A 17,663-nucleotide genomic window follows, 5' to 3' on the forward strand; every position below is an offset into this window, starting at 1 on the left:
CTTGAAAGATATTTTCGCAGGTGGGGCGGGGTCAACCCCTCGGCCCGGGACGGGCGGAAGTGGTGGATGGGGTGACAATGGCTCCATGGACGACGTCGACCCCCTGGAGCAGTACCTGCACGCCGCCCGCGCCTTGGTGCTGGCGGACCTGGCCGCGCGCGACGTGGCCCAGGCCGATGTCGTCTCCCTGGTCGAGGACGCGGTGACGCACCGCCGCTGGTGGGTGGAGCAGTGGCCGGACGGGGCGTCGTACGTCGCCGGGCTGGTCGCGCAGGACGTGCAGGACGCGCTCCTGGAGAAGTACGGCCGCTGGCCCATCTGCCCCGTCTGCCACGCCGGGGACCCGCACGCCCTCGACGTGGAGCCCGAGCTCGGGCCCGACCCGCACTGGGTGTGCGGCAAGGCGGGGGTGACGGTGGCCCCGGTCGGCGGCCTGGGCGCGGGCCCGCTCGCATGACGCTCTACATCGACCCGCCGACCTGGCCGGGCCACGGCCGTATGTGGTCGCACCTGGTCAGCGACGTGTCGTACGAGGAGCTCCACGCGTTCGCCGCCGCCGTCGGCTGCCCGCCGCGCGCCTTCGACCGCGACCACTACGACGTACCGGAGTCGCGGTACGCGGACGCGGTGCGGGCCGGGGCGGTGGAGGTCGGCTCCAAGGAGCTGGTGCGGCGGCTGACGGGGGCGGGGCTGCGACGGCCCAAGGGGCGCCCGGCGCCTTAGCCGTGGTGGTTTCGGCTGCCGGCAGCCGTCGTGGCTCCGCGGCCGTCTTGGCCGTCGCGCTCGGCCGGTCGGTGGCTCAGCCGGTGAGCAGCTCCAGCTCCGTCGTCAGGTTCTCGCGGGCGCGGGTCTCCCACTCGTGGGCGCCGTACGGGGTACGGAAGAGCCTGGGCAGGGCGAGGAGCTGGCGCAGGACCTGGGCGCGGCCGGTGCGGAAGGCGTCGTCGGGGACGAAGGCGTACTCCTCGCGGACGGCGGCGGCGTACGCGGCGTACTCCTCCGGGCCGCCCGCGAGCACCGCGAGGTCCGCGTCGCACAGGACCTCGCCGTTGGTGTCGCCCTCGGCGGGGTCGTGGGTGACGGTCAGGCGTACGAGCCGGGCGACCTCGGCGGTGTCCTCGGCCCCCAACCCGGCCTCGGCCAGCGCCCGTTCGGCCAGGGCCGCGCTGCGCTCCTCGTTCTCGGAGCGGTCCGGCCGGTAGACGGCGTCGTGGAACCACGCGGCGAGGCGGACGAGTTCGGGGGCGGCGGCGTGGTCGGCGAGGGTGTCGATGTGGCGCAGTACGGCGGTGAGGTGGGCGACGGTGTGGTACTTGCGGTGGGGCTCGCTCCAGCGGGTGAGGAGGTTGGTGGCGTAGGGGGTGGGGTCGGGGGTGGGGGTTTGGCGGGCGGCGCTGAGGGTGTCGGCCCAACGGGCAACGAGATCGACCATCCCCCGAGCGTAACGACGCCCCGCCCCCCTCCACCGGGGCTGCGCCCCGGGCCCCGTTTCCGCCTGCGGGAGGCGGTGGACCGGTCGCGCAGTTCCCCGCGCCCCTGAAAGGGCCGGAGATTCGCCTGCGGGTGGTGGGTGGCTGGCCGCGCAGTTCCCCGCGCCCCTGGGGTGTCCGGGTCCGGCTTTTGTGTGCGGGCTGGTGGTGGGCTGGTCGCGCAGTTCCCCGCGCCCCTAAAAGCCTGTGGCTGAGCCAACTGCTCCGGCTGCGGCCAACCCCCTAGGGGCGCGGGGAACTGCGCGAGCAACCGAAGCCGACCCGCGGATGAAGTCCGGGCCCGATAGGGGGCGCGGGGAACTGCGCGAGTCACCCACCACCGGGCCGCAGGCGAACACCGGGCCGGATCAGGGGCGCGGGGAGCTGCGCGAGTCACCCACCACCGGGGCGCAGGTGAGCACCCTCGGGCTACCCCCCGCCCCGCCCCGGGGGCCTCCCCGATGGGCAGGGGAGCGGCCCCCTGGGACAGTCGGAGGCATGATCGCGCCCTCTCGCCGGATCGTCCTGACCGCCACCGCCGCCACCGTCCTCCTCGGCAGCGGAGCCGCCACCGCCACCGCAACCCCCCGCATCCACACCGAACTCCCCCCACCCACCGGCCCCCACCCCGTCGGCACCGTGAGTCTGCGGCTCGTCGACCGGGCGCGGCGGGATCCGTGGGGCACGCGGGCCTGCCGGGAGCTGATGGTGGGGGTGCGGTATCCCGCCCGCCGGGTGCGCGGGTACGCGCGTGCGCCGCAGATGACCCGCGCCGCCGCCGACGCGTACGGCCGGACGAGCGGACTCGACCTGCCCGAGGGAAGCGTGGACTGGGGCGCCACCCGCAGCCACGCCCACACCCACGCCCCCGTCGCCCACCCCGCCCCCCACTCCGCCGGCTTCCCCGTCGTCCTCTACTCGCCCGGCGCCGGCGACCCCCGCACCCTGGGCACCACCCACTGCGACGAGCTCGCCTCGCGCGGGTACGTCGTGGTGATGCTGGACCACCCGTACGACGCCCAGGTCGTCGAGTTCCCCCGGGGCCGGCTCGAACGGACGGTGCTGCCCCGCGAGTACGCCCGCGCCAAGAAGGCCGGGCCCGAGCACGTCGTCGCGCTGCTGAGGAAGGTCGTGGACGTACGGGTGGCCGACACCCGGTTCGTCCTCGACCGGCTCCGCCACCTCCCCGGCCCCCTCGGGCGGCTCCTCGACCTCGGGGCGGTCGGGATGTTCGGGCAGAGCGCGGGCGGGTTCACCGCCGCGCAGACCCTGCACGACGACCGCCGCATCAGGGCCGCGCTCAACATGGACGGCGTGATGGGCTACACCGAGAACGACCACGACCCGGCGAACCCGTCCTCCGTCGGCACCGACGGCGTCACCCGCCCCCTGCTCCTCATGGGCATGGACGGCGACGACCACCACACCCTCCCCTCCTGGGGTGCCGCGTGGCGGCACAGCACCGGCTGGCACCGGGACCTGGCCCTTACTGGCACCGCCCACGCCTCGTTCACCGACCTCCAGTCACAGATCCCGCAGATCGCCCGCCGGCTCGGTCTGCCGGACGCCTTCGTCACCCAGAACGTGGGCACCATCGACCCGGTACGTTCCGTCGCCGCCCAGCAGGCGTACGTCGGCGCCTTCTTCGACCGGTGGCTGCGCGGCCGCGACGAGGCCGGCCTCCTGGAGCGGCCCTCGCGGCGCTGGCCGGAGGTGCGGTTCGTGGAGTGAGCCCCCGGCGCGCCGCCCCCTGACGCATGCGGCCCCGCGCCCCGCCGCGTAGGCTGTTATTGGACTAGACCTGTTGAACGGGTAGGCAGCCGAGGAATTGGGGTCAGATGAGCAACCGTGCACTGCTTGAGGTGATCGCTCTCGACGCGGACGACGCCGTCGCGGCACAGGCCGGCGGCGCGGACCGGCTGGAGCTGGTCACCGACATGGCGGCCGACGGCCTCACCCCGTCCCGGCGGACCTTCGCGGCGGTCCGCGCCGCCGTGGACATCCCGCTGCGGGTGATGCTGCGCGCGGCGGACGGCTTCGCGGCGGGCGACGTGGACGCGCTCGTACGGGACGCGCGGGCGCTGCGCGCGGAGGGCGCGGAGGAGTTCGTGCTCGGCTTCCTCGACGAGGCGGGCGCCCCGGACATGACGGCCGTACGGGCGCTGGTGGCGGAGCTGGACGGATGCCGGTGGACGTTCCACCGGGCCGTCGACCGCGCCGCCGACCGCGACGCCCTGCGCAAGGAGCTCGCGGGCCTGCCCGGCCTCGACACGTATCTGACGGCGGGTGCGGCCGGAGGCGTCGACGACGGCCTGGAGACGCTGGTCGCGGAGGCGGGCCGGTCCGGCGAGCCGGGCTACGAGCCCCGCATCCTCGTCGGCGGCGGCCTCCGCCTCGACCACCTGCCGCGCCTGCGGGACGCCGGGATCGACGCGGTGCACATCGGCGGCGCGTCGCGCCCCGACGGCTGGGCGGCCCCCGTCTCGGCCCGGGCCGTCGCCCAGTGGCGCGAGACCCTGGACGCGTAGCGAAGGAACGGCAGGCAGGCAGGGGGGCGGTACACCCGGCCCCGCCCCGGACCCGGGGGGCCACGCGCCCGACGCCGCGCCCGGCACTGCCCCGGACCCCGAGGGCGGTAGCCCCGCGCCCGGCACCGCGCCCCCGGCCGGCACACCCGGCCCCCCGCCTACCGCCCCTTCCCCACCGCCAGCTCCACCCCCGAGACCGTCGCCACCACGCCGTCCTTCTCCACCCGTACGTCCCGCACCCGCAGCATCCGCGCCTCGCGCGGCAGCGTGTACGAGAAGGACAGGCGGTCGGAGAGCTCCGGCGGTCGCATCGCCAGCAGGCCCGTGACCAGCTTCGGGTCGATGCCGATCTTCGACAGCAGCCAGGGGTGGTCCGCCACCACGTCGACGAGATTGACCCGTGTCAGCTGCTCGGCGAACCGGGGCGTGCCGGTCAGCTCGTGCAGCTTCTCCTCGCTGCGCAGCGCCGCCGCCACGTCCTCCTTCGGCACTCCGAGCCGCTCCACCACCGCCGGGACCGACAGCAGCGCCTTCACGCGCGCGGTGTCCCGGCTGATGAGGTCGGCGGCCTCGCGGTGCAGCGTCAGCCCCCGGTCCCGTCCCGGCCGGTACGTGGCGATGCCCGGCATGTCGAGGCTCATGCCGTCGACGTCCGTGGACAGCCCGCTGGAGCCGACGAGCCGCACCTGGGCCCGTGCCCGTACGCGCAGCTCCTGCCCGGCGATGGTCAGCCGGCCGTCCGCGCCCACCGTGTCGCCGCTCACCCGGCTGAACTTCAGCTGCGAGGCCGCCAGTTCCCGGTTCATGTCGTCGAAGGACAGGGTGATCCGGCCGTGGAGATCGCCGATGACCGCACTGCGGATGTCGTTCGGCAGATCTCCGGTCAGAGTGATGTTCCGCGCGCTGGCCTGCACCTTCGCGAGCGATATCCGGTCGGCGGCCACGTGCGGCACGGTGACGTCCACCCGTTCCAGCCGCTTGTCCAGGACCTGCGTGAGGAACGGGAACCCGTGGATGTCCACCTCGGGAGCGGCGGCCAGGTGGAGTTCGTCCTGGAGCGCCTGCCGCGCCTTCTTCTCCGCGTACATCGCCGCGCACCGGTCCGCGAGGACCAGGAACCCGACGCACACGACCAGCGCGAACACCAGCTTGGCGAGGCGCGGGAGCGCGGCGAAGGGACTGCGGCGGCGCCGACGGCCGCGCCTCGCGCGCCGGCCCTTCCCGGCGCGGCGGTGGTCCGGCGGGGACCACGCGTCGTCCTCGGGCTCGGCGTACATACGGCTGAGGTCGAGCGGGAGGACCGTGAGCCCGGCGGGCTCGGGTCCGCCCTCGGAGCCGGGCTCGGGATCGGCCAGGGCCGCGAGTTCGTCATAGGGGTTACGGGGACGGGGTTGCATGCGTGCGGGGGAGCGCATCGTCTTATCCCACCACACATGCCCCCTTCGAACACAAGCGCCACCAACGGTACGTCCACCGCGACGGCATCCGGCTACCCGTCCACCCGTACCTCGGCCCACACCGTCTTGCGCGGCACCGGCCCCTCCTCCGTGCCCCAGCGCGCGGCCACCGCCGCCACCAGCAGCAGCCCCCGCCCCGATTCCGCCTCGCCGCGACCGCCCGCGTCCGCCGACGCGCCCACGGTGGCCGGCAGCCGCCGGTCCCCCCGCCCGTCCGTCACCGCGATGCGCAGGGTCCCTTCCCGCAGGGCGAGGGCGAGTTCGAAATCGCGGCCGGGCACGCGCGCGTGCAGGACCGCGTTGGACGCCAGCTCCGCGACGACCAGCGCGGCCGTGTCCGACGCCTCGCCGTGGCGCGGCACGCCCCACTCCGCGAGCCGCCGGACGGCGAGCAGCCGGGCCAGCCGCGCGCCGTGCCGGGTGGCGGAGATCCGGCGTCTGAACATACGTACGGTAGTGGACAGATGGGCGGTCGTCGTTCCGTTCTCGGGGTGCATGGGGCCACAGTGGCGCCGCTCGCACGCCCGTGACCAGGCTGGGAGCGCGTACTCCGCGCGAGCGTACGCGGCCGTGCTGTAGACAGTACGGCCAACGGGCCGTAACTCTGGGTGAGTTACGCGCGGGGAGATCCACTCACCGGAGGGCAGCCACATGGCCTGGGACCACGAGGGATACGACAGCGAGCCGGAGCCGTCGGACAGTCTGCGGACGTTCGGCGCGGTCCTCCAGGCCCTGCGGGAGCACGCGGGGCTGAGCCGCGAGGACTTCGCCGTCCTGGTCGGCTTCTCCAAACACACCATCGCGTCCGTTGAGTTGGGTCGCCGCATGCCGGACCCCGACCTCGTCGAGAGCGCCGAGGCGGTCCTCGGCAACACGAACGCCCTGCGCAGGGCGATGCAGTACCTCAACCGCCAGCCGGGACTCGCCCGCTGGTTCCGCCGCTGGGCACAGTACGAACGGTGCGCGATCAGCCTCTACACGTACGAGTCGCGGCTCGTACCCGGGCTGTTGCAGACGGAGGCGTACGCGCGGACGTTGTTCGGGGAGCGCGTGCCGCCCCTGGCCGACGCCCAGGTCGAGGTCCAGTTGGCGGCCCGGCAGGAGCGGCAGCAGCTTCTGCGGGACCGGCCCAACACGTCGTTCAGTTTCATCATCGAGGAGCACGTCTTCCTGCGGCGCACGGGTGGGGCCGACGTGACCCGCGAGCTCATCGACTACATCCTGGAGTGCACCTCTGCTCGGAACATCCAGCTGCAAATTATGCCGATGGCAAGGGGTGTTCATGCCGGACTGGACGGGCCCATCCAGCTCCTCGAAACCCCGGCGAACCGGTGGTTCGGTTACTGCGAGGGGCAGGAGAGCGGCCAGTTCATCTCTGATCCCAAAGTCGTCAGCATGCTCCACATGCGGTATGCCAAACTGCGCACGCAGGCCCTCACTCCCGAGGACTCCGTGCGTCTGTTGAAGCAACTGCGAGGAGCGTTATGACCGCCACTGAACTCGCCTGGTTCAAGAGCAGCTACAGCGGCGGAGACGGCGACAGCTGCGTCGAAGTCGCCCTCGACTGGCGCAAGTCCACGTACAGCAGTGGGTCCAGCGGCGACTGCGTGGAGGTGGCCACCTGCCCCGCCACCATCCACGTCCGCGACTCCAAGGACCCGCAGGGCCCCGCGCTCGCCCTGTCGCCGGCCGCGTGGGCGCGGTTCGTCCCGTACGCGGCCGACTAGGAGCGGGCTACTTCCAGTAGAGGCCCTGGCCCATGGTGAAGGGGCTGCCCCAGTACTCCGCCGACACGACCTTCGTCGTCGCGGAGGGCGCCAGCGCGACCGCGCAGCCCTTCTGGGTCTTGCCGTGGGTGAAGTCCTTGGGCAGGGACTCGCTCGGGCACTTGTCGAAGTGGCCGATGACCATCAGGTTCTGCGCCTCGGTGTCGTCGCCGAGGTGGCCCTTCATGTGGCCGACGGAGGCGTACGCCAGGTCCGTCGTGCCGACGTTCTCGACCGTGTAGCGGATGTAGTACGGGACCTTCCCGCTGACCTTGTCGCCGAGCTTGAGCGGGGCCAGGTCGGCGGGGGCGCCCTTCTCGATCGCGTCGACGGTGAGCGCGATCTCGCCCTTCGTCGTGGTGCCGTAGGTGAACGGGAACCGCGCGGCCTCGCCCAGCTTGAACGTCTGGCCGCCCTTGGCCTGGCCGGCTCCGCCGCCGCCCGAGGGCGCCGGGGGCTGGGTGGAGGGCGCCTGGGACGCGGGTGCGGACGGCGTCGGCTTCGCCCCGCCGACCGGCTGGTCCGCGCCGTCGTCCCCGTTGCACGCGCTCAGCGCCAGCGAACCGACGACCACCAGGCCGACGGACGCCAGCTTGACCCGGCCGCCGCCCTTGCGCATGACAGAACTGCTCATGGTGTGAACTCCCCCGTTGAAGCGATGACGCTGTGGACCGATGCTGTGGACCGCCTTGGCGATCTCTACGAACAGAGTTCCTACGGGACGAGCGCGACGCGTCGCCAGCGGGGTGTCCGAAATGCCCGGGCCCGTGGCCGATTCATGACGTCGCCAGGACGAAAGCGCTACGCGAGGCGGACATCGGCGACCTGGGGCGGCCTGGGGCTCAGCGGCGGCGGATCAGGTCAGCTGGGCGGGCAAGGGCGCCGCGTGGCAGACGGTGAGGCCCGAGACCGCCCGGGTCAGCGCCACGTACAGGCGGCGCAGGCCGGTGCGCTCGTCCGGTTCGCCGTCGACCACCGCCGAGGGCTCGTCCAGGACCACGTAGTCGTACTCCAGGCCCTTCGCCAGGGAGGCGGGGACCAAGGTGAGCCGGGACTCGGCCGTGGTCTCCTCGCCCGGGCCCAGGAACGCCAGGCCCGCCGCCGTCAGCGCCTCGGCGAGCACCGGGATCCGCGCGTCCGCCGCGATCAGCCCGGTCGAGCCCTCGTGTTCCAGCGCCTGGCGGCAGGCGGCCAGCACGTCCGCGTCCAGCTCGTCCGGGGCCGAGGCGCGCACGGCCAGCGAGCCGGGGGTCTCACGCACCGACTCCACCGGGGCCAGGCCCGGCGAGATCGACGGCAGCAGCCGCGAGGCGTACGCGATCACCTCGCGCGGCACGCGGAAGCCGGCCGTCAGCTCCTCCACCACCGCGTCCGGCTTGCCCAGATGGCGCAGCGCCTCCTCCCAGCTCGCCGTCGCCCAGGGCGTGGTGCCCTGCGCCAGGTCGCCCAGGACCGTCGCCGAGCCGGTCGAGCAGCGGCGGCCGACCGCCCGGTACTGCATGGGGGAGAGGTCCTGCGCCTCGTCGACCACCACATGGCCGAGCGAGTGGGTCCGCGCCACCAGGTCGTTCGCCTCGTCGATCAGCACCGCGTCCGCCGCCGACCACCTGGCGGCCCTGACACTGCGGGCGGGCTTCGCCCACAGGATGGTCTTCTGCTCGTCCGCGCTGAGCAGTCCCTCGGCGTGCGCGGCGAGGAAGTCGGCGTCCGAGAGCAGCCGCAGCACCAGCTTCGCCGGGTCGACCGGCGGCCAGAGCTCCTTCACGGCCGCCTTCACCGCCGCGCTGCGCGCCACCGCGTCCTGCACCCGGTCGTCGGGAGCCTCGCCCGCCTGCTCCATCCGGACGAGCACGGCGTGCGCGATGCGCTGCGGCAGGGCGTCCCGGGCGGCCCCGTACCGGATGTCCCGCTCCCGCAACTCGCGGACGATCTCCTCCAGTTCGTACGCCGGGATCCGCCAGCGGCGCGAGCCGCGCACCACCACCAGCGGCTCGGTGGGCAGGCTCACATGGCTGCGGACCGCCCGGCGCAGCACCTCGGCCATCCGGGCGTCGCCCTTGACGATCGCGGCGGGCGCGTCGTCGACGCCCTTCACCTCGACGTGCGCCACCAGGTCGTCGACGGTCGCCTGCCTGACCTCCAACTCGCCCAGCGCGGGCAGCACTTGCTCGATGTAGTGGAGGAAGGAGGCGTTCGGGCCGATGACCAGCGTGCCGGTGCGGGCGAGGCGGTCGCGGTGGGCGTAGAGGAGGTACGCGACCCGGTGCAGGCCGACGGCCGTCTTGCCGGTGCCGGGGCCGCCCTGCACACAGACCGATCCGCCGAGGCCGGACCGGACGATCTCGTCCTGCTCCGGCTGGATCGTCGCCACGATGTCGCGCATCGGGCCGACACGCGGACGCTCGATCTCCGCCTGGAGCAGCTTGCTGGTGGTGGCCGCCTCGGCGGGGTCGGTGAGGTGCTCGTCCTCGTACGCCGTGAGCTCGCCGCCCGTGTAGCCGAAGCGGCGGCGCAGCCCGATGTCCTGGGGGTCCTTGCGGGAGGCGCGGTAGAACGGCTGGGAGACCGGCGCGCGCCAGTCGATCACCATCGGGTCGCCCTCGGCGTCGTGGACGTGGCGGCGCCCGATGTAGAACCGCTCGCCCCCGGCGCCCTCGGCCAACTCGGCGCCGGGGGCGTGCAGATAGTCGAGGCGGCCGAAGAAGAGCGGGGTGTGCGAGAGGTCGGCCAGGGCCTTGATGCGGTCGTCGATCTGGCGCTGGAGGACGGCGGCGTTCACCCAGTTCGCGGTGACGTCCTTGATGTCGAGGTTCTGCACGTCCTCGCGCATCGCTCGCAGGGCCGCGCGCGACTCGCCCAGGTGGGCGCGCTCACGGCTGAGGGGGTCTTCGGGGTCGTGCGGGGACACGGGGTTCCTCCGGGCGGCTGGTCGGGCTGGCTCGCCTTGCGGCTTCGGCGGCCGGCCGGTTTCCGTCCGGGCGGCGGCGCTCCTCGGAGGGAGGCGGGGAAGCGGCGATTGTAGTCAGGGGGGCCGGGCGGGGCGAACGAATTTTCCCGGGCCCGGCCCGGACCCCGGGACAGCCCCTAGGGAGCGGGGTCCTACCCGTAGGGGATGGCCTTGGACCAGAGGTGGACATGGGGAGCCGGACGGTTCCGACCGCAGAGCGATGAAAGAGGAGGGGCCCGGGAGCACCATGGATACATGAGCACCGTGACCTGCACCCCCGCGCCCACCGTCCCGGCCCCCCGGGGCGCCACCGCCACCGGCGCCGAGCACGCCCCGCACCGCGTCGGCAACGCCCTGCGCGCCGCCAAGGCCTTCGCGGGCGCCGCCCTGAGCGTCGTCGTCCTCGGCGAGTACTCGGAGGAAGCGGGCGTCCGCCGCCACCGCTGACCCGTCCCCCCAAGGGGCGCGGGGAACTGCGCGACCGGCCCGCGGCGACCCGCAGCCGAATACCCGGCCCCCCTCACCCTCCCTGCTGCCCGCTGAGCCTGCCCCGGCCCGCTCGTCGGATCCTCTAGGGTCACGCCCGTGACGTACCGGAACGTGACCGACCGTTCGCGCAGAGCAACACCCGCCACATCCGCCGAACCCGTTACATCCACCGCAGCCGCCGCAGCCGCCGCAGCCGTCACACCCGCGACCGGCGTGGTCCTGCTCGCCCTCTCACTCACCGCACTGGCAGCGCTCTGCCTCGCCCTGCGCGTCCCCATGGCGGACGCCCTGGTCTACCGGGCGGAGGGCGCGGCCGTCGCGCACGGCACCGATCTGTACGGCTTCACCGTCACCCGCTGGCACCTGCCCGCCACTTACCCGCCGTTCGCCGCGCTCCTGTTCGTGCCGACCACCTGGCTCCCCGTACCGGTGCTCAAAGCCGTCTTCGCCGTCGGCAACGCGCTGCTGCTCGCCCTCCTGGTACGGCTGTCCTGCCGGTTCGCCGGAATCACGGCCCGCCCGGCCGCCCTGCTCGCCGCCACCGCCGCCGGGCTCTGGCTTGAACCGGTGTTCCAGACGCTGCTGTTCGGCCAGATCAACCTCGCCCTGACCTGCCTGGTCCTGGGGGACCTCACCAGGCCGCCCGGCTCCCCCGGCAAGGGCTTCGCGACCGGGGTGGCGGCGGGCATCAAGCTCACCCCGGCGCTCTTCCTGCTGTACGCGCTGCTCAGGGGGCGGTGGCGGGAGGCGGGGACGGGCGCCGCCGCGTTCGCCGGGACCGTGCTGCTGGGCGGGCTCGTCCTGCCCGGCGCCAGCGTGGACTTCTGGACGCGGCGGCTCTTCGAGACCGAACGGGTCGGCAAGGTGTGGATCGTCGACAACCAGTCGCTCCAGGGCCTGGTGGCCCGGCTGCTCCACACGCCCGCGCCCGGCGCGGCCGGGGTGGCGGTCGCGGCGCTCGTCGCGGTGGCCGGGCTGTGGACCGCCCGCCGGGCGCCCGAGCGGTGGGGGGTCCTGGTCACCGCCCTCACCGCGCTGCTCGTCTCCCCGGTCAGCTGGTCCCACCACTGGGTGTGGTGCGTTCCGCTGCTGGCGGTCCTGGTGGCCGAGGGGCGGGTCCGTACCGCCGTCGCCGTGGCGGTGGTGTTCACCGCGCGCACGCTGTGGCTGGTGCCGCACGCGGGGGAGCTGGACCTCCATCTCCCCTGGTGGCAACAGCCGTTGGCGTCACCGTACGCACTGCTGGGCCTCGCCCTGTCGGCGCAGGCCGCCTTCCGCCTGCGGCCCGGCGCCCCTCAGGGGCGCGGGGAACCGCGCGAGGAGCCGACCACGGCCCGCGGACAACGACCCGGCCGATCAGGGTCCCGGGGAACCGCGGGACTCAGCCCCCGTCAGCCCACGGGCCCCCGTCAGCCCACGTCCCCCGCGAGCAGATCGTCCGCGTCCACGATCCGGTAGGCGTACCCCTGCTCCGCCAGGAACCGCTGGCGGTGCGCCGCGAAGTCCTGGTCGAGGGTGTCGCGGGCCACCACCGAGTAGAAGTGCGCCTGGTGGCCGTCCGCCTTCGGGCGCAGCACCCGGCCGAGCCGCTGGGCCTCTTCCTGGCGTGAGCCGAAGGTGCCGGAGACCTGGATGGCGACCGTCGCCTCGGGCAGGTCGATGGAGAAGTTCGCGACCTTGGAGACGACCAGCACCGAGATCTCGCCCTGCCGGAAGGACTCGAAGAGCTTCTCGCGCTGCGCGTTGGGCGTCTCGCCCTTGATCACCGGCGCGTTCAGATGCTCGCCCAGCTCGTCGAGCTGGTCGATGTACTGCCCGATGACGAGGATCTGCTGGCCCGCGAACTTCCGCACCAGCGCCTCGGTGACCTTCCGCTTGGTGGCGGTGGTCGCGCAGAACCGGTACTTCTCCTCGGTCTCGGCCGTCGCGTACGCCAACCGCTCGGAGTCGGTCAGATTGACCCGGACCTCCACGCAGTCGGCGGGCGCGATGTAGCCCTGCGCCTCGATCTCCTTCCACGGCGCGTCGAACCGCTTCGGGCCGATCAGCGAGAAGACGTCCGACTCGCGCCCGTCCTCGCGCACCAGCGTCGCCGTGAGGCCGAGCCGCCGGCGGGCCTGGAGGTCGGCGGTGAACTTGAAGACCGGGGCGGGCAGCAGGTGCACCTCGTCGTAGACGATCAGCCCCCAGTCCCGGGAGTCGAAGAGCTCCAGGTGCGGGTACACACCCTTCCTGCGGGTCGTGAGCACCTGGTACGTGGCGATGGTGACCGGCCGGATCTCCTTGCGCGTCCCGCTGTACTCGCCGATCTCCTCCTCCGTCAGCGAGGTGCGCTTGACCAGCTCGTGCTTCCACTGCCGGGCCGAGACGGTGTTGGTGACCAGGATCAGCGTGGTGGCCTTGGCCTGCGCCATGGCGCCCGCCCCCACCAGCGTCTTGCCCGCGCCGCAGGGCAGCACGACGACCCCGCTGCCGCCGTGCCAGAACCCCTCGACGGCCTGCTTCTGGTACGGCCGCAGCGCCCAGCCGTCCTCCGCGAGCTCGATCGGGTGCGCCTCGCCGTCCACGTACCCCGCGAGGTCCTCGGCGGGCCAGCCGAGCTTGAGCAGGGTCTGCTTGATCTGGCCGCGCTCGGAGGGGTGCACCGCGACCGTGTCCGCGTCCAGCCGCGCGCCGACCAGCGGGGCGATCTTCTTGGAGCGCAGGATCTCCTCAAGGACCGGCCGGTCGGTGCTGGTCAGCACCAGACCGTGGACGGGGTGCTTGCTGAGGGTGAGGCGTCCGTAGCGCGCCATCGTCTCGGCGACGTCGACGAGCAGGGCGTGCGGCACCGGGTAGCGGGAGAACTCGACGAGCGCGTCCACCACCTGCTCGGCGTCGTGCCCGGCCGCGCGCGCGTTCCACAGCCCCAGCGGGGTCAGCCGGTAGGTGTGGATGTGCTCCGGCGCCCGCTCCAGCTCGGCGAAGGGCGCGATGGCCCGGCGGCAGGCGTCGGCCTGCTCGTGGTCGACTTCCAGGAGCAGGGTCTTGTCCGACTGGACGATCAGTGGCCCGTTCACGCGGTGCACCCTCATTCCGTACGTACGTGGAGGCGGCGAAACCTCCAGTGTGCCTCAGCGGGGCGCGGGCGGGGGTGCGACGGCCGGACCGGGGGGACGGCCGTCGGCTCAGGCGGGGTCGTCCGCCAGCTCCGCGACCCCGGTGATCCGGTGCAGCGGATACGTGCGCACCTCGTCGGCCGTGTGGTCGTACGCCGTCACGAACCCGCCCTCCACCCGCACCGGCGCGATCACCCGCTGGCTGGCGGCGCCGTCCGCGTTGACGTAGCCGATCCACAGGGCCGAGCCGGTCATCACCGCGGCCTGGACGGTGGCCAGCGTCTCGGCGGCCGTGGTGCGCGGCAGCCCGCCCGGTTCGGCGGGGGTGGCGCGCGGGGCCTCCTTGCGGACGACCGTGGCGGCCTCGTCGCCCGCGCGGATCGCCCGGACCGCCGCGCCGAGCAGCGTCTCGTCGGGCAGCGGCGGCCCCTCCGGCACGGGCGCGGGGACGGCACGGGGCGGGGTGCGGCGGGTGTCGGCCCGGGTGATCACCACATCGCCCTCGGCGGACTCGGCGGCCGGGGCGTACCCCATCGCCCGCAGCCCTTCGAGGAGCGCGGCGGGGTCGGCCTGGGCGGCGAGCACGGTCGGGGCGAGCCGGCGCAGCCGCAGCCCCGCCGACCGCTTGTCCGCGACGATCTCGTCGAGGAGCGTGTCGTCGTCGCAGCGCACGTACGCCGAGGCGGCGCCGACCCGGAGGTGCCCGTGGCGGCGGGCCACGTCGTCGATGAGGTAGCTGAGCGGCTGCGGGACGGGGGTGGCGCTGTGCGCGGCGAGGAAGGCGTGCAGGTCGGAGGCGGCCTGCCCGGCGTCGAGGGCGCGGCGCACCGAGGCGGGCGTGAACCGGTACACCGTCGCGCCGCCCTTCGACTCGATGTCCGCCAGCACGTTCAGGGTCGCGGCGAGCGGGCGCCGCAGCGGACCGGGCGCGACCGCGGTGAGGTCGGCCTGGAGCAGGACGTGGTCGACGGGCTCGGGCAGGTGCGGCGCGAGCGCGGCGGCGGCCGCGAGACCGGCGGGCGGGGCGGTGGCGCCGGACCGGGGCGCCCTGGCGGTGTCGCCGGCCGCGGCGAGCAGCGCCCGCCCGTGCCCGGCGAGCGCGCCCCGGCCCGTCACGCCCAGCCACTCCGCCTCGGCCAGCGTCCACCGGGCCAGCCGGGGCCGCAGGTCCTCGGGGCCGGTGCGGGACGGGTGCTCCCAGCGCAGCCGGGCCAGCAGCGTCTCGGGGTCGGGCGCGGTCCCCTCGGGCAGCAGCGCGAGCAGGGCCAGCACCCGGTGGCGCACCTCCGGGGCGGGGGAGCGGTCCAGGTCGGGGCCGAGGGCCGCGAGGGTGCGGGCGCGGGCGTCCTGATCGCCGACCAGGCCCGGCGTACGGGTCGCGGCGAGCCACGCGGCGGCCAGCCGCGACCAGCGCTCGGCGGGCGGCAGGTCCAGCCAGTCGTCGTACGCGGGCGTCGGCGCGTACCGCTCGTCCGCCTCCCCGTCGGACGCCAGCAGCCCGGCCGCGTAGGCGAGTTCGAGCCAGAAAGCGGCGGCCTGCTCGGTGGTGTCCAGGGCGGCGGCCGTCCGTTTCAGGTCACGCACGCTCAGACCGCCCGCGCGCAGCACGGCAGGCCCGCCCTCGTTCCACTCGGCCAGCAGGTCCTCGACCATGGTCAGCGCGGTCAGCGCCTGCCCCGCCGCCGCGGAGTCCACCACCTGCGGCTTGTACTCCCGGGCCGGCGCGACGGCGGGCGCCACCGGCTCGGGCGCCCGGTGCGCGCGCCCGGCGCGCAGATGCAGGGCGGCCTCGCGCGGCAGGACCACCGTGCGCGCCGAGGTCGGCAGCAGCAGCCCGTGGTCGCGCAGCCAGCGCACCGGCGGCGCCGGATCCGCCGACACCTCGCCGTACGGCGGCCCCCACACCAGCCGGTCGAGCACCGCGAGCGCCTCCGGCGGGGCGGTGTCGAGCAGCTCCGACATCCGCGTCCGGTCGGTGAAGAGCGAGGTCAGCGCGGCGACCGCGGAGACCGGGTCATGGGTGGCGGGGAGCCCGGCCGCCCGGAGGATCTCCTGCACCCGCCCCGGCGACATCCCGGCCGTGGCCTCGGCGACGGTCGGGCCGAGGCCGGTGGGGGAGGGGTGCGCGGGGGAGGGCGCCAGCAGTTCGCGGGCGGTGCGCACCAGCCGCAGCCGCTCGTCGGTCCCCCACACCAGCGCCTGCTCCCGCAGCCCCGCGACCGCCCCCGGCAGCGCCTCCTCGACGGCCGGGTCGCCCTCGTCGCCCGCCAGGAGCGCCAGCAGGACCGGATAGGGCGCCGGGTCGGGCGCCACGGCCAGCGCCTGCGCGGTCTGGAGCGCGAACCGGTCGAGCCGCTCCAGCGCCCGCACCACCGAGGCCCGCGTCCCGGCGCGGGTGGCCAGCTGCGTCAGGTCGTTGGGTACGGGAGAGAGCAGATCGGGCCGGGCGCGCAGGAGCGCGGCGAGGGAGGAGTCGGGGCGCGAGCGGAGCGCTTCGGCGAGGGTGCGGGGCGCGGCGGGCACGCGGGTGCCGCCGGCGGCGTGGTCACCGGCGGCGCGGTCGGCGCGGTCGGTGTGGCTGTCGGGCCCGCTCACTCCACCCGCTCCGGTCGGTGCTTCGGACACGTGCGCCTCCTGGTCGCGCTCGCCGGTCCCCATCCGCCCCACGGTAGCCGCTGCGCGCTACCGTCAGGGCAGGGAGGCGGCGGCGGGCCCCGGCGGGGCACGAAGGGGAACGGTGTGGGGATCGAGAGCGACCAGCTGGTCTACGACTACCTGAGCCGGGTCGGCGACCTGGCCCAGCGGCGGCAGTTGCCCTCCGCGGCACGGATGCGGCTGGTGTCCGGGCTGCGTGACGAGATCGACCGCAGACGGGCGAAGTTCGGCGCCGACTCCCCGGCGGCGGTGCGCCGGATCCTGGGGCGGCTCGGTACGCCGGACGAGGTGGTGGAGTCCGTCTCGACGGCCGGGGCGTACGAGGCGCCGCCGGAGGTGGAGACCGCGGGGCGGGGGGTGCCGGGGCAGCGGGACGGGGGCCGGGGACGCCGCCAGCTCTTCCCCCGCCCGCGCGAGTCGTCCCCGAACCCCCCGCCCGCGCCCGCGCCCTCGGCCCCTCCTCCGCCGGTGACGGCCGCGTCGCCGCCGCACCTCGCCGGCATGGACGAACTCGGCTCCTCCGACGGCGAGCCGGACTGGTGGCGGATCGAACCGGGCCCGTTCGGGGGCGGCCCCGGGGAGTCGGTGGCGGGGTTCGTGGGCGGGGTGGAGATCCCGGAGATACTGCGGCCGCCGGAGGAGTTGGCGAAGGCGGAGGCGGCGAGGGCGGAGGCGGCGAGGGCGGAGGCGGCGAAGGCGGCCGAGGCCGCGAAGGTGGCCAAGGCCGTTGAGGGCGCCGAGGAGCCGGTCGAGGCGGCCGTCGACGAGCCTCTGGGGCGGAGGATCCGGCTCCCCCGCCCGTCCCTCTCCAGCCCGCTGCTGCTGGCCGCGGCGGTGCTGCTGGTGGTGGGCGCGGCCCTGGGCAACTGGTTGGCGCTGGGCGGCGGCTGGCTCCTGGCGTACCTGTCACGTCGCCTGACGCCCGCGGAGACGAAGTGGGCGGTCCTGGGCGTGCCCGGCCTTGCGGTGGCCGCGGGCGCGGTATGGCTGTGGGGCCGCCAGGACGGCCGCTGGGGCACGCCGATCGCGGAGGGGGCGATGGGGGATGCGGTGGCGGGGGTGTGGCCGTGGGTGGTGCGGGGGGCTGCGGTGGGGTCGGCGGTGTTTTTGGTGTGGCGGGGTGGGCGTCGCCGCTGAGCGGGTCGGCTCGGCCCGGGGTTCGTCTGCGGGCCGGTGGAGGGTCGCCCGCGCAGTTCCCCGCGCCCCTTATCCGGCCGGGATTTCGTCTGCGGGCCGGTGGAGGGTTGCCCGCGC

General features: G+C 74.6%; 16 protein-coding genes. 9 read left to right on the forward strand and 7 right to left on the reverse strand.

Going from position 1 to position 17,663, the window contains the following annotated elements:
- Window positions 1-85: 85 nt before the first annotated feature.
- Both AC069K_RS12640 and AC069K_RS12645 read left to right on the forward strand, forming a co-directional pair.
- The gene (locus AC069K_RS12640; protein ID WP_358831523.1) at window positions 86-457 is read left to right on the forward strand and encodes a hypothetical protein; all 372 of its coding nucleotides are present in this window, start codon (window positions 86-88) and stop codon (window positions 455-457) included.
- The gene (locus AC069K_RS12645) at window positions 454-723 is read left to right on the forward strand and encodes a DUF4031 domain-containing protein (RefSeq protein ID WP_365100339.1); all 270 of its coding nucleotides are present in this window, start codon (window positions 454-456) and stop codon (window positions 721-723) included. The genes AC069K_RS12640 and AC069K_RS12645 overlap by 4 nt, the downstream gene beginning before the upstream one ends.
- 76 nt (window positions 724-799) lie before the next feature.
- Here the strand turns inward: AC069K_RS12645 and AC069K_RS12650 are convergent, their stop codons facing one another.
- Complete coding sequence (locus tag AC069K_RS12650) at window positions 800-1,432, reverse strand: HD domain-containing protein (RefSeq protein ID WP_478615110.1); 633 nt, start codon at window positions 1,430-1,432, stop codon at window positions 800-802.
- 535 nt (window positions 1,433-1,967) lie between these two features.
- Here AC069K_RS12650 and AC069K_RS12655 point away from each other — a divergent pair.
- Together AC069K_RS12655 and AC069K_RS12660 are read left to right on the forward strand one after the other, a co-directional pair.
- Entirely contained in the window at window positions 1,968-3,200 is a 1,233-nt protein-coding gene (locus AC069K_RS12655) for an alpha/beta hydrolase family protein (protein WP_478615113.1), read from the forward strand.
- 107 nt (window positions 3,201-3,307) lie between these two features.
- A complete protein-coding gene (locus AC069K_RS12660; RefSeq protein WP_478615116.1) occupies window positions 3,308-3,997 on the forward strand; it encodes a copper homeostasis protein CutC in 690 nt (229 codons plus the stop codon).
- A gap of 158 nt (window positions 3,998-4,155) precedes the next feature.
- Here AC069K_RS12660 and AC069K_RS12665 read toward each other — a convergent pair whose 3' ends face one another.
- Together AC069K_RS12665 and AC069K_RS12670 are read right to left on the reverse strand one after the other, a co-directional pair.
- On the reverse strand, window positions 4,156-5,394 hold the full coding sequence (locus AC069K_RS12665; protein ID WP_365100332.1) for an LmeA family phospholipid-binding protein: 1,239 nt from the start codon (window positions 5,392-5,394) through the stop codon (window positions 4,156-4,158).
- A 92-nt stretch (window positions 5,395-5,486) separates the two neighbouring features.
- Entirely contained in the window at window positions 5,487-5,900 is a 414-nt protein-coding gene (locus AC069K_RS12670) for an ATP-binding protein (protein ID WP_478615120.1), read from the reverse strand.
- Window positions 5,901-6,105: 205 nt separating this feature from the next.
- Between AC069K_RS12670 and AC069K_RS12675 the strand changes: the two genes are divergently transcribed.
- Entirely contained in the window at window positions 6,106-6,942 is an 837-nt protein-coding gene (locus AC069K_RS12675; RefSeq protein WP_478615122.1) for a helix-turn-helix domain-containing protein, read from the forward strand.
- Complete coding sequence (locus AC069K_RS12680) at window positions 6,939-7,181, forward strand: DUF397 domain-containing protein (RefSeq protein ID WP_478615125.1); 243 nt, start codon at window positions 6,939-6,941, stop codon at window positions 7,179-7,181. The genes AC069K_RS12675 and AC069K_RS12680 overlap by 4 nt, the downstream gene beginning before the upstream one ends.
- Window positions 7,182-7,188: 7 nt before the next feature.
- Here the strand turns inward: AC069K_RS12680 and AC069K_RS12685 are convergent, their stop codons facing one another.
- Window positions 7,189-7,854, reverse strand: a complete 666-nt coding sequence (locus AC069K_RS12685; protein ID WP_365100327.1) for a hypothetical protein — start codon at window positions 7,852-7,854, stop codon at window positions 7,189-7,191.
- A 222-nt stretch (window positions 7,855-8,076) separates the two neighbouring features.
- The gene (locus tag AC069K_RS12690) at window positions 8,077-10,128 is read right to left on the reverse strand and encodes a HelD family protein (protein WP_478615128.1); all 2,052 of its coding nucleotides are present in this window, start codon (window positions 10,126-10,128) and stop codon (window positions 8,077-8,079) included.
- 294 nt (window positions 10,129-10,422) lie between these two features.
- On the opposite strand from AC069K_RS12690, the gene AC069K_RS12695 reads away from it, so the two are divergent.
- Together AC069K_RS12695 and AC069K_RS12700 are read left to right on the forward strand one after the other, a co-directional pair.
- Window positions 10,423-10,614 carry a hypothetical protein gene (locus tag AC069K_RS12695; RefSeq protein WP_478615130.1) on the forward strand — a complete coding sequence of 64 codons (192 nt, stop codon included), beginning with the start codon at window positions 10,423-10,425 and terminating at the stop codon, window positions 10,612-10,614.
- Between the two features lie 261 nt (window positions 10,615-10,875).
- Window positions 10,876-12,114, forward strand: a complete 1,239-nt coding sequence (locus tag AC069K_RS12700; RefSeq protein WP_478615259.1) for a glycosyltransferase 87 family protein — start codon at window positions 10,876-10,878, stop codon at window positions 12,112-12,114.
- Here AC069K_RS12700 and AC069K_RS12705 read toward each other — a convergent pair.
- Together AC069K_RS12705 and AC069K_RS12710 are read right to left on the reverse strand one after the other, a co-directional pair.
- A complete protein-coding gene (locus AC069K_RS12705; RefSeq protein ID WP_478615132.1) occupies window positions 12,066-13,715 on the reverse strand; it encodes a DNA repair helicase XPB in 1,650 nt (549 codons plus the stop codon). The two genes, AC069K_RS12700 and AC069K_RS12705, sit on opposite strands and share 49 nt — an antisense overlap.
- A 108-nt stretch (window positions 13,716-13,823) precedes the next feature.
- Entirely contained in the window at window positions 13,824-16,412 is a 2,589-nt protein-coding gene (locus AC069K_RS12710; protein WP_478615135.1) for a helicase-associated domain-containing protein, read from the reverse strand.
- 81 nt (window positions 16,413-16,493) lie between these two features.
- Here AC069K_RS12710 and AC069K_RS12715 point away from each other — a divergent pair, with 81 nt between their 5' ends.
- Complete coding sequence (locus AC069K_RS12715; RefSeq protein WP_478615138.1) at window positions 16,494-17,546, forward strand: hypothetical protein; 1,053 nt, start codon at window positions 16,494-16,496, stop codon at window positions 17,544-17,546.
- Window positions 17,547-17,663 lie beyond the last annotated feature (117 nt).

Source organism: Streptomyces sp. NPDC043908, from assembly GCF_056435525.1.

What these genes read in the sequence shown, in the direction of transcription:
- AC069K_RS12695 (WP_478615130.1), top strand. Translation starts at nt 10,423, where the DNA reads ATGAGCACCGTGACCTGCACCCCCGCGCCCACCGTCCCGGCCCCCCGG.
- AC069K_RS12645 (WP_365100339.1), top strand. Translation starts at nt 454, where the DNA reads ATGACGCTCTACATCGACCCGCCGACCTGGCCGGGCCACGGCCGTATG.
- AC069K_RS12640 (WP_358831523.1), top strand. Translation starts at nt 86, where the DNA reads ATGGACGACGTCGACCCCCTGGAGCAGTACCTGCACGCCGCCCGCGCC.
- AC069K_RS12660 (WP_478615116.1), top strand. Translation starts at nt 3,308, where the DNA reads ATGAGCAACCGTGCACTGCTTGAGGTGATCGCTCTCGACGCGGACGAC.
- AC069K_RS12675 (WP_478615122.1), top strand. Translation starts at nt 6,106, where the DNA reads ATGGCCTGGGACCACGAGGGATACGACAGCGAGCCGGAGCCGTCGGAC.
- AC069K_RS12685 (WP_365100327.1), bottom strand. Translation starts at nt 7,854, where the DNA reads ATGAGCAGTTCTGTCATGCGCAAGGGCGGCGGCCGGGTCAAGCTGGCG.
- AC069K_RS12650 (WP_478615110.1), bottom strand. Translation starts at nt 1,432, where the DNA reads ATGGTCGATCTCGTTGCCCGTTGGGCCGACACCCTCAGCGCCGCCCGC.
- AC069K_RS12710 (WP_478615135.1), bottom strand. Translation starts at nt 16,412, where the DNA reads ATGGGGACCGGCGAGCGCGACCAGGAGGCGCACGTGTCCGAAGCACCG.
- AC069K_RS12665 (WP_365100332.1), bottom strand. Translation starts at nt 5,394, where the DNA reads ATGCAACCCCGTCCCCGTAACCCCTATGACGAACTCGCGGCCCTGGCC.
- AC069K_RS12680 (WP_478615125.1), top strand. Translation starts at nt 6,939, where the DNA reads ATGACCGCCACTGAACTCGCCTGGTTCAAGAGCAGCTACAGCGGCGGA.
- AC069K_RS12670 (WP_478615120.1), bottom strand. Translation starts at nt 5,900, where the DNA reads ATGTTCAGACGCCGGATCTCCGCCACCCGGCACGGCGCGCGGCTGGCC.
- AC069K_RS12655 (WP_478615113.1), top strand. Translation starts at nt 1,968, where the DNA reads ATGATCGCGCCCTCTCGCCGGATCGTCCTGACCGCCACCGCCGCCACC.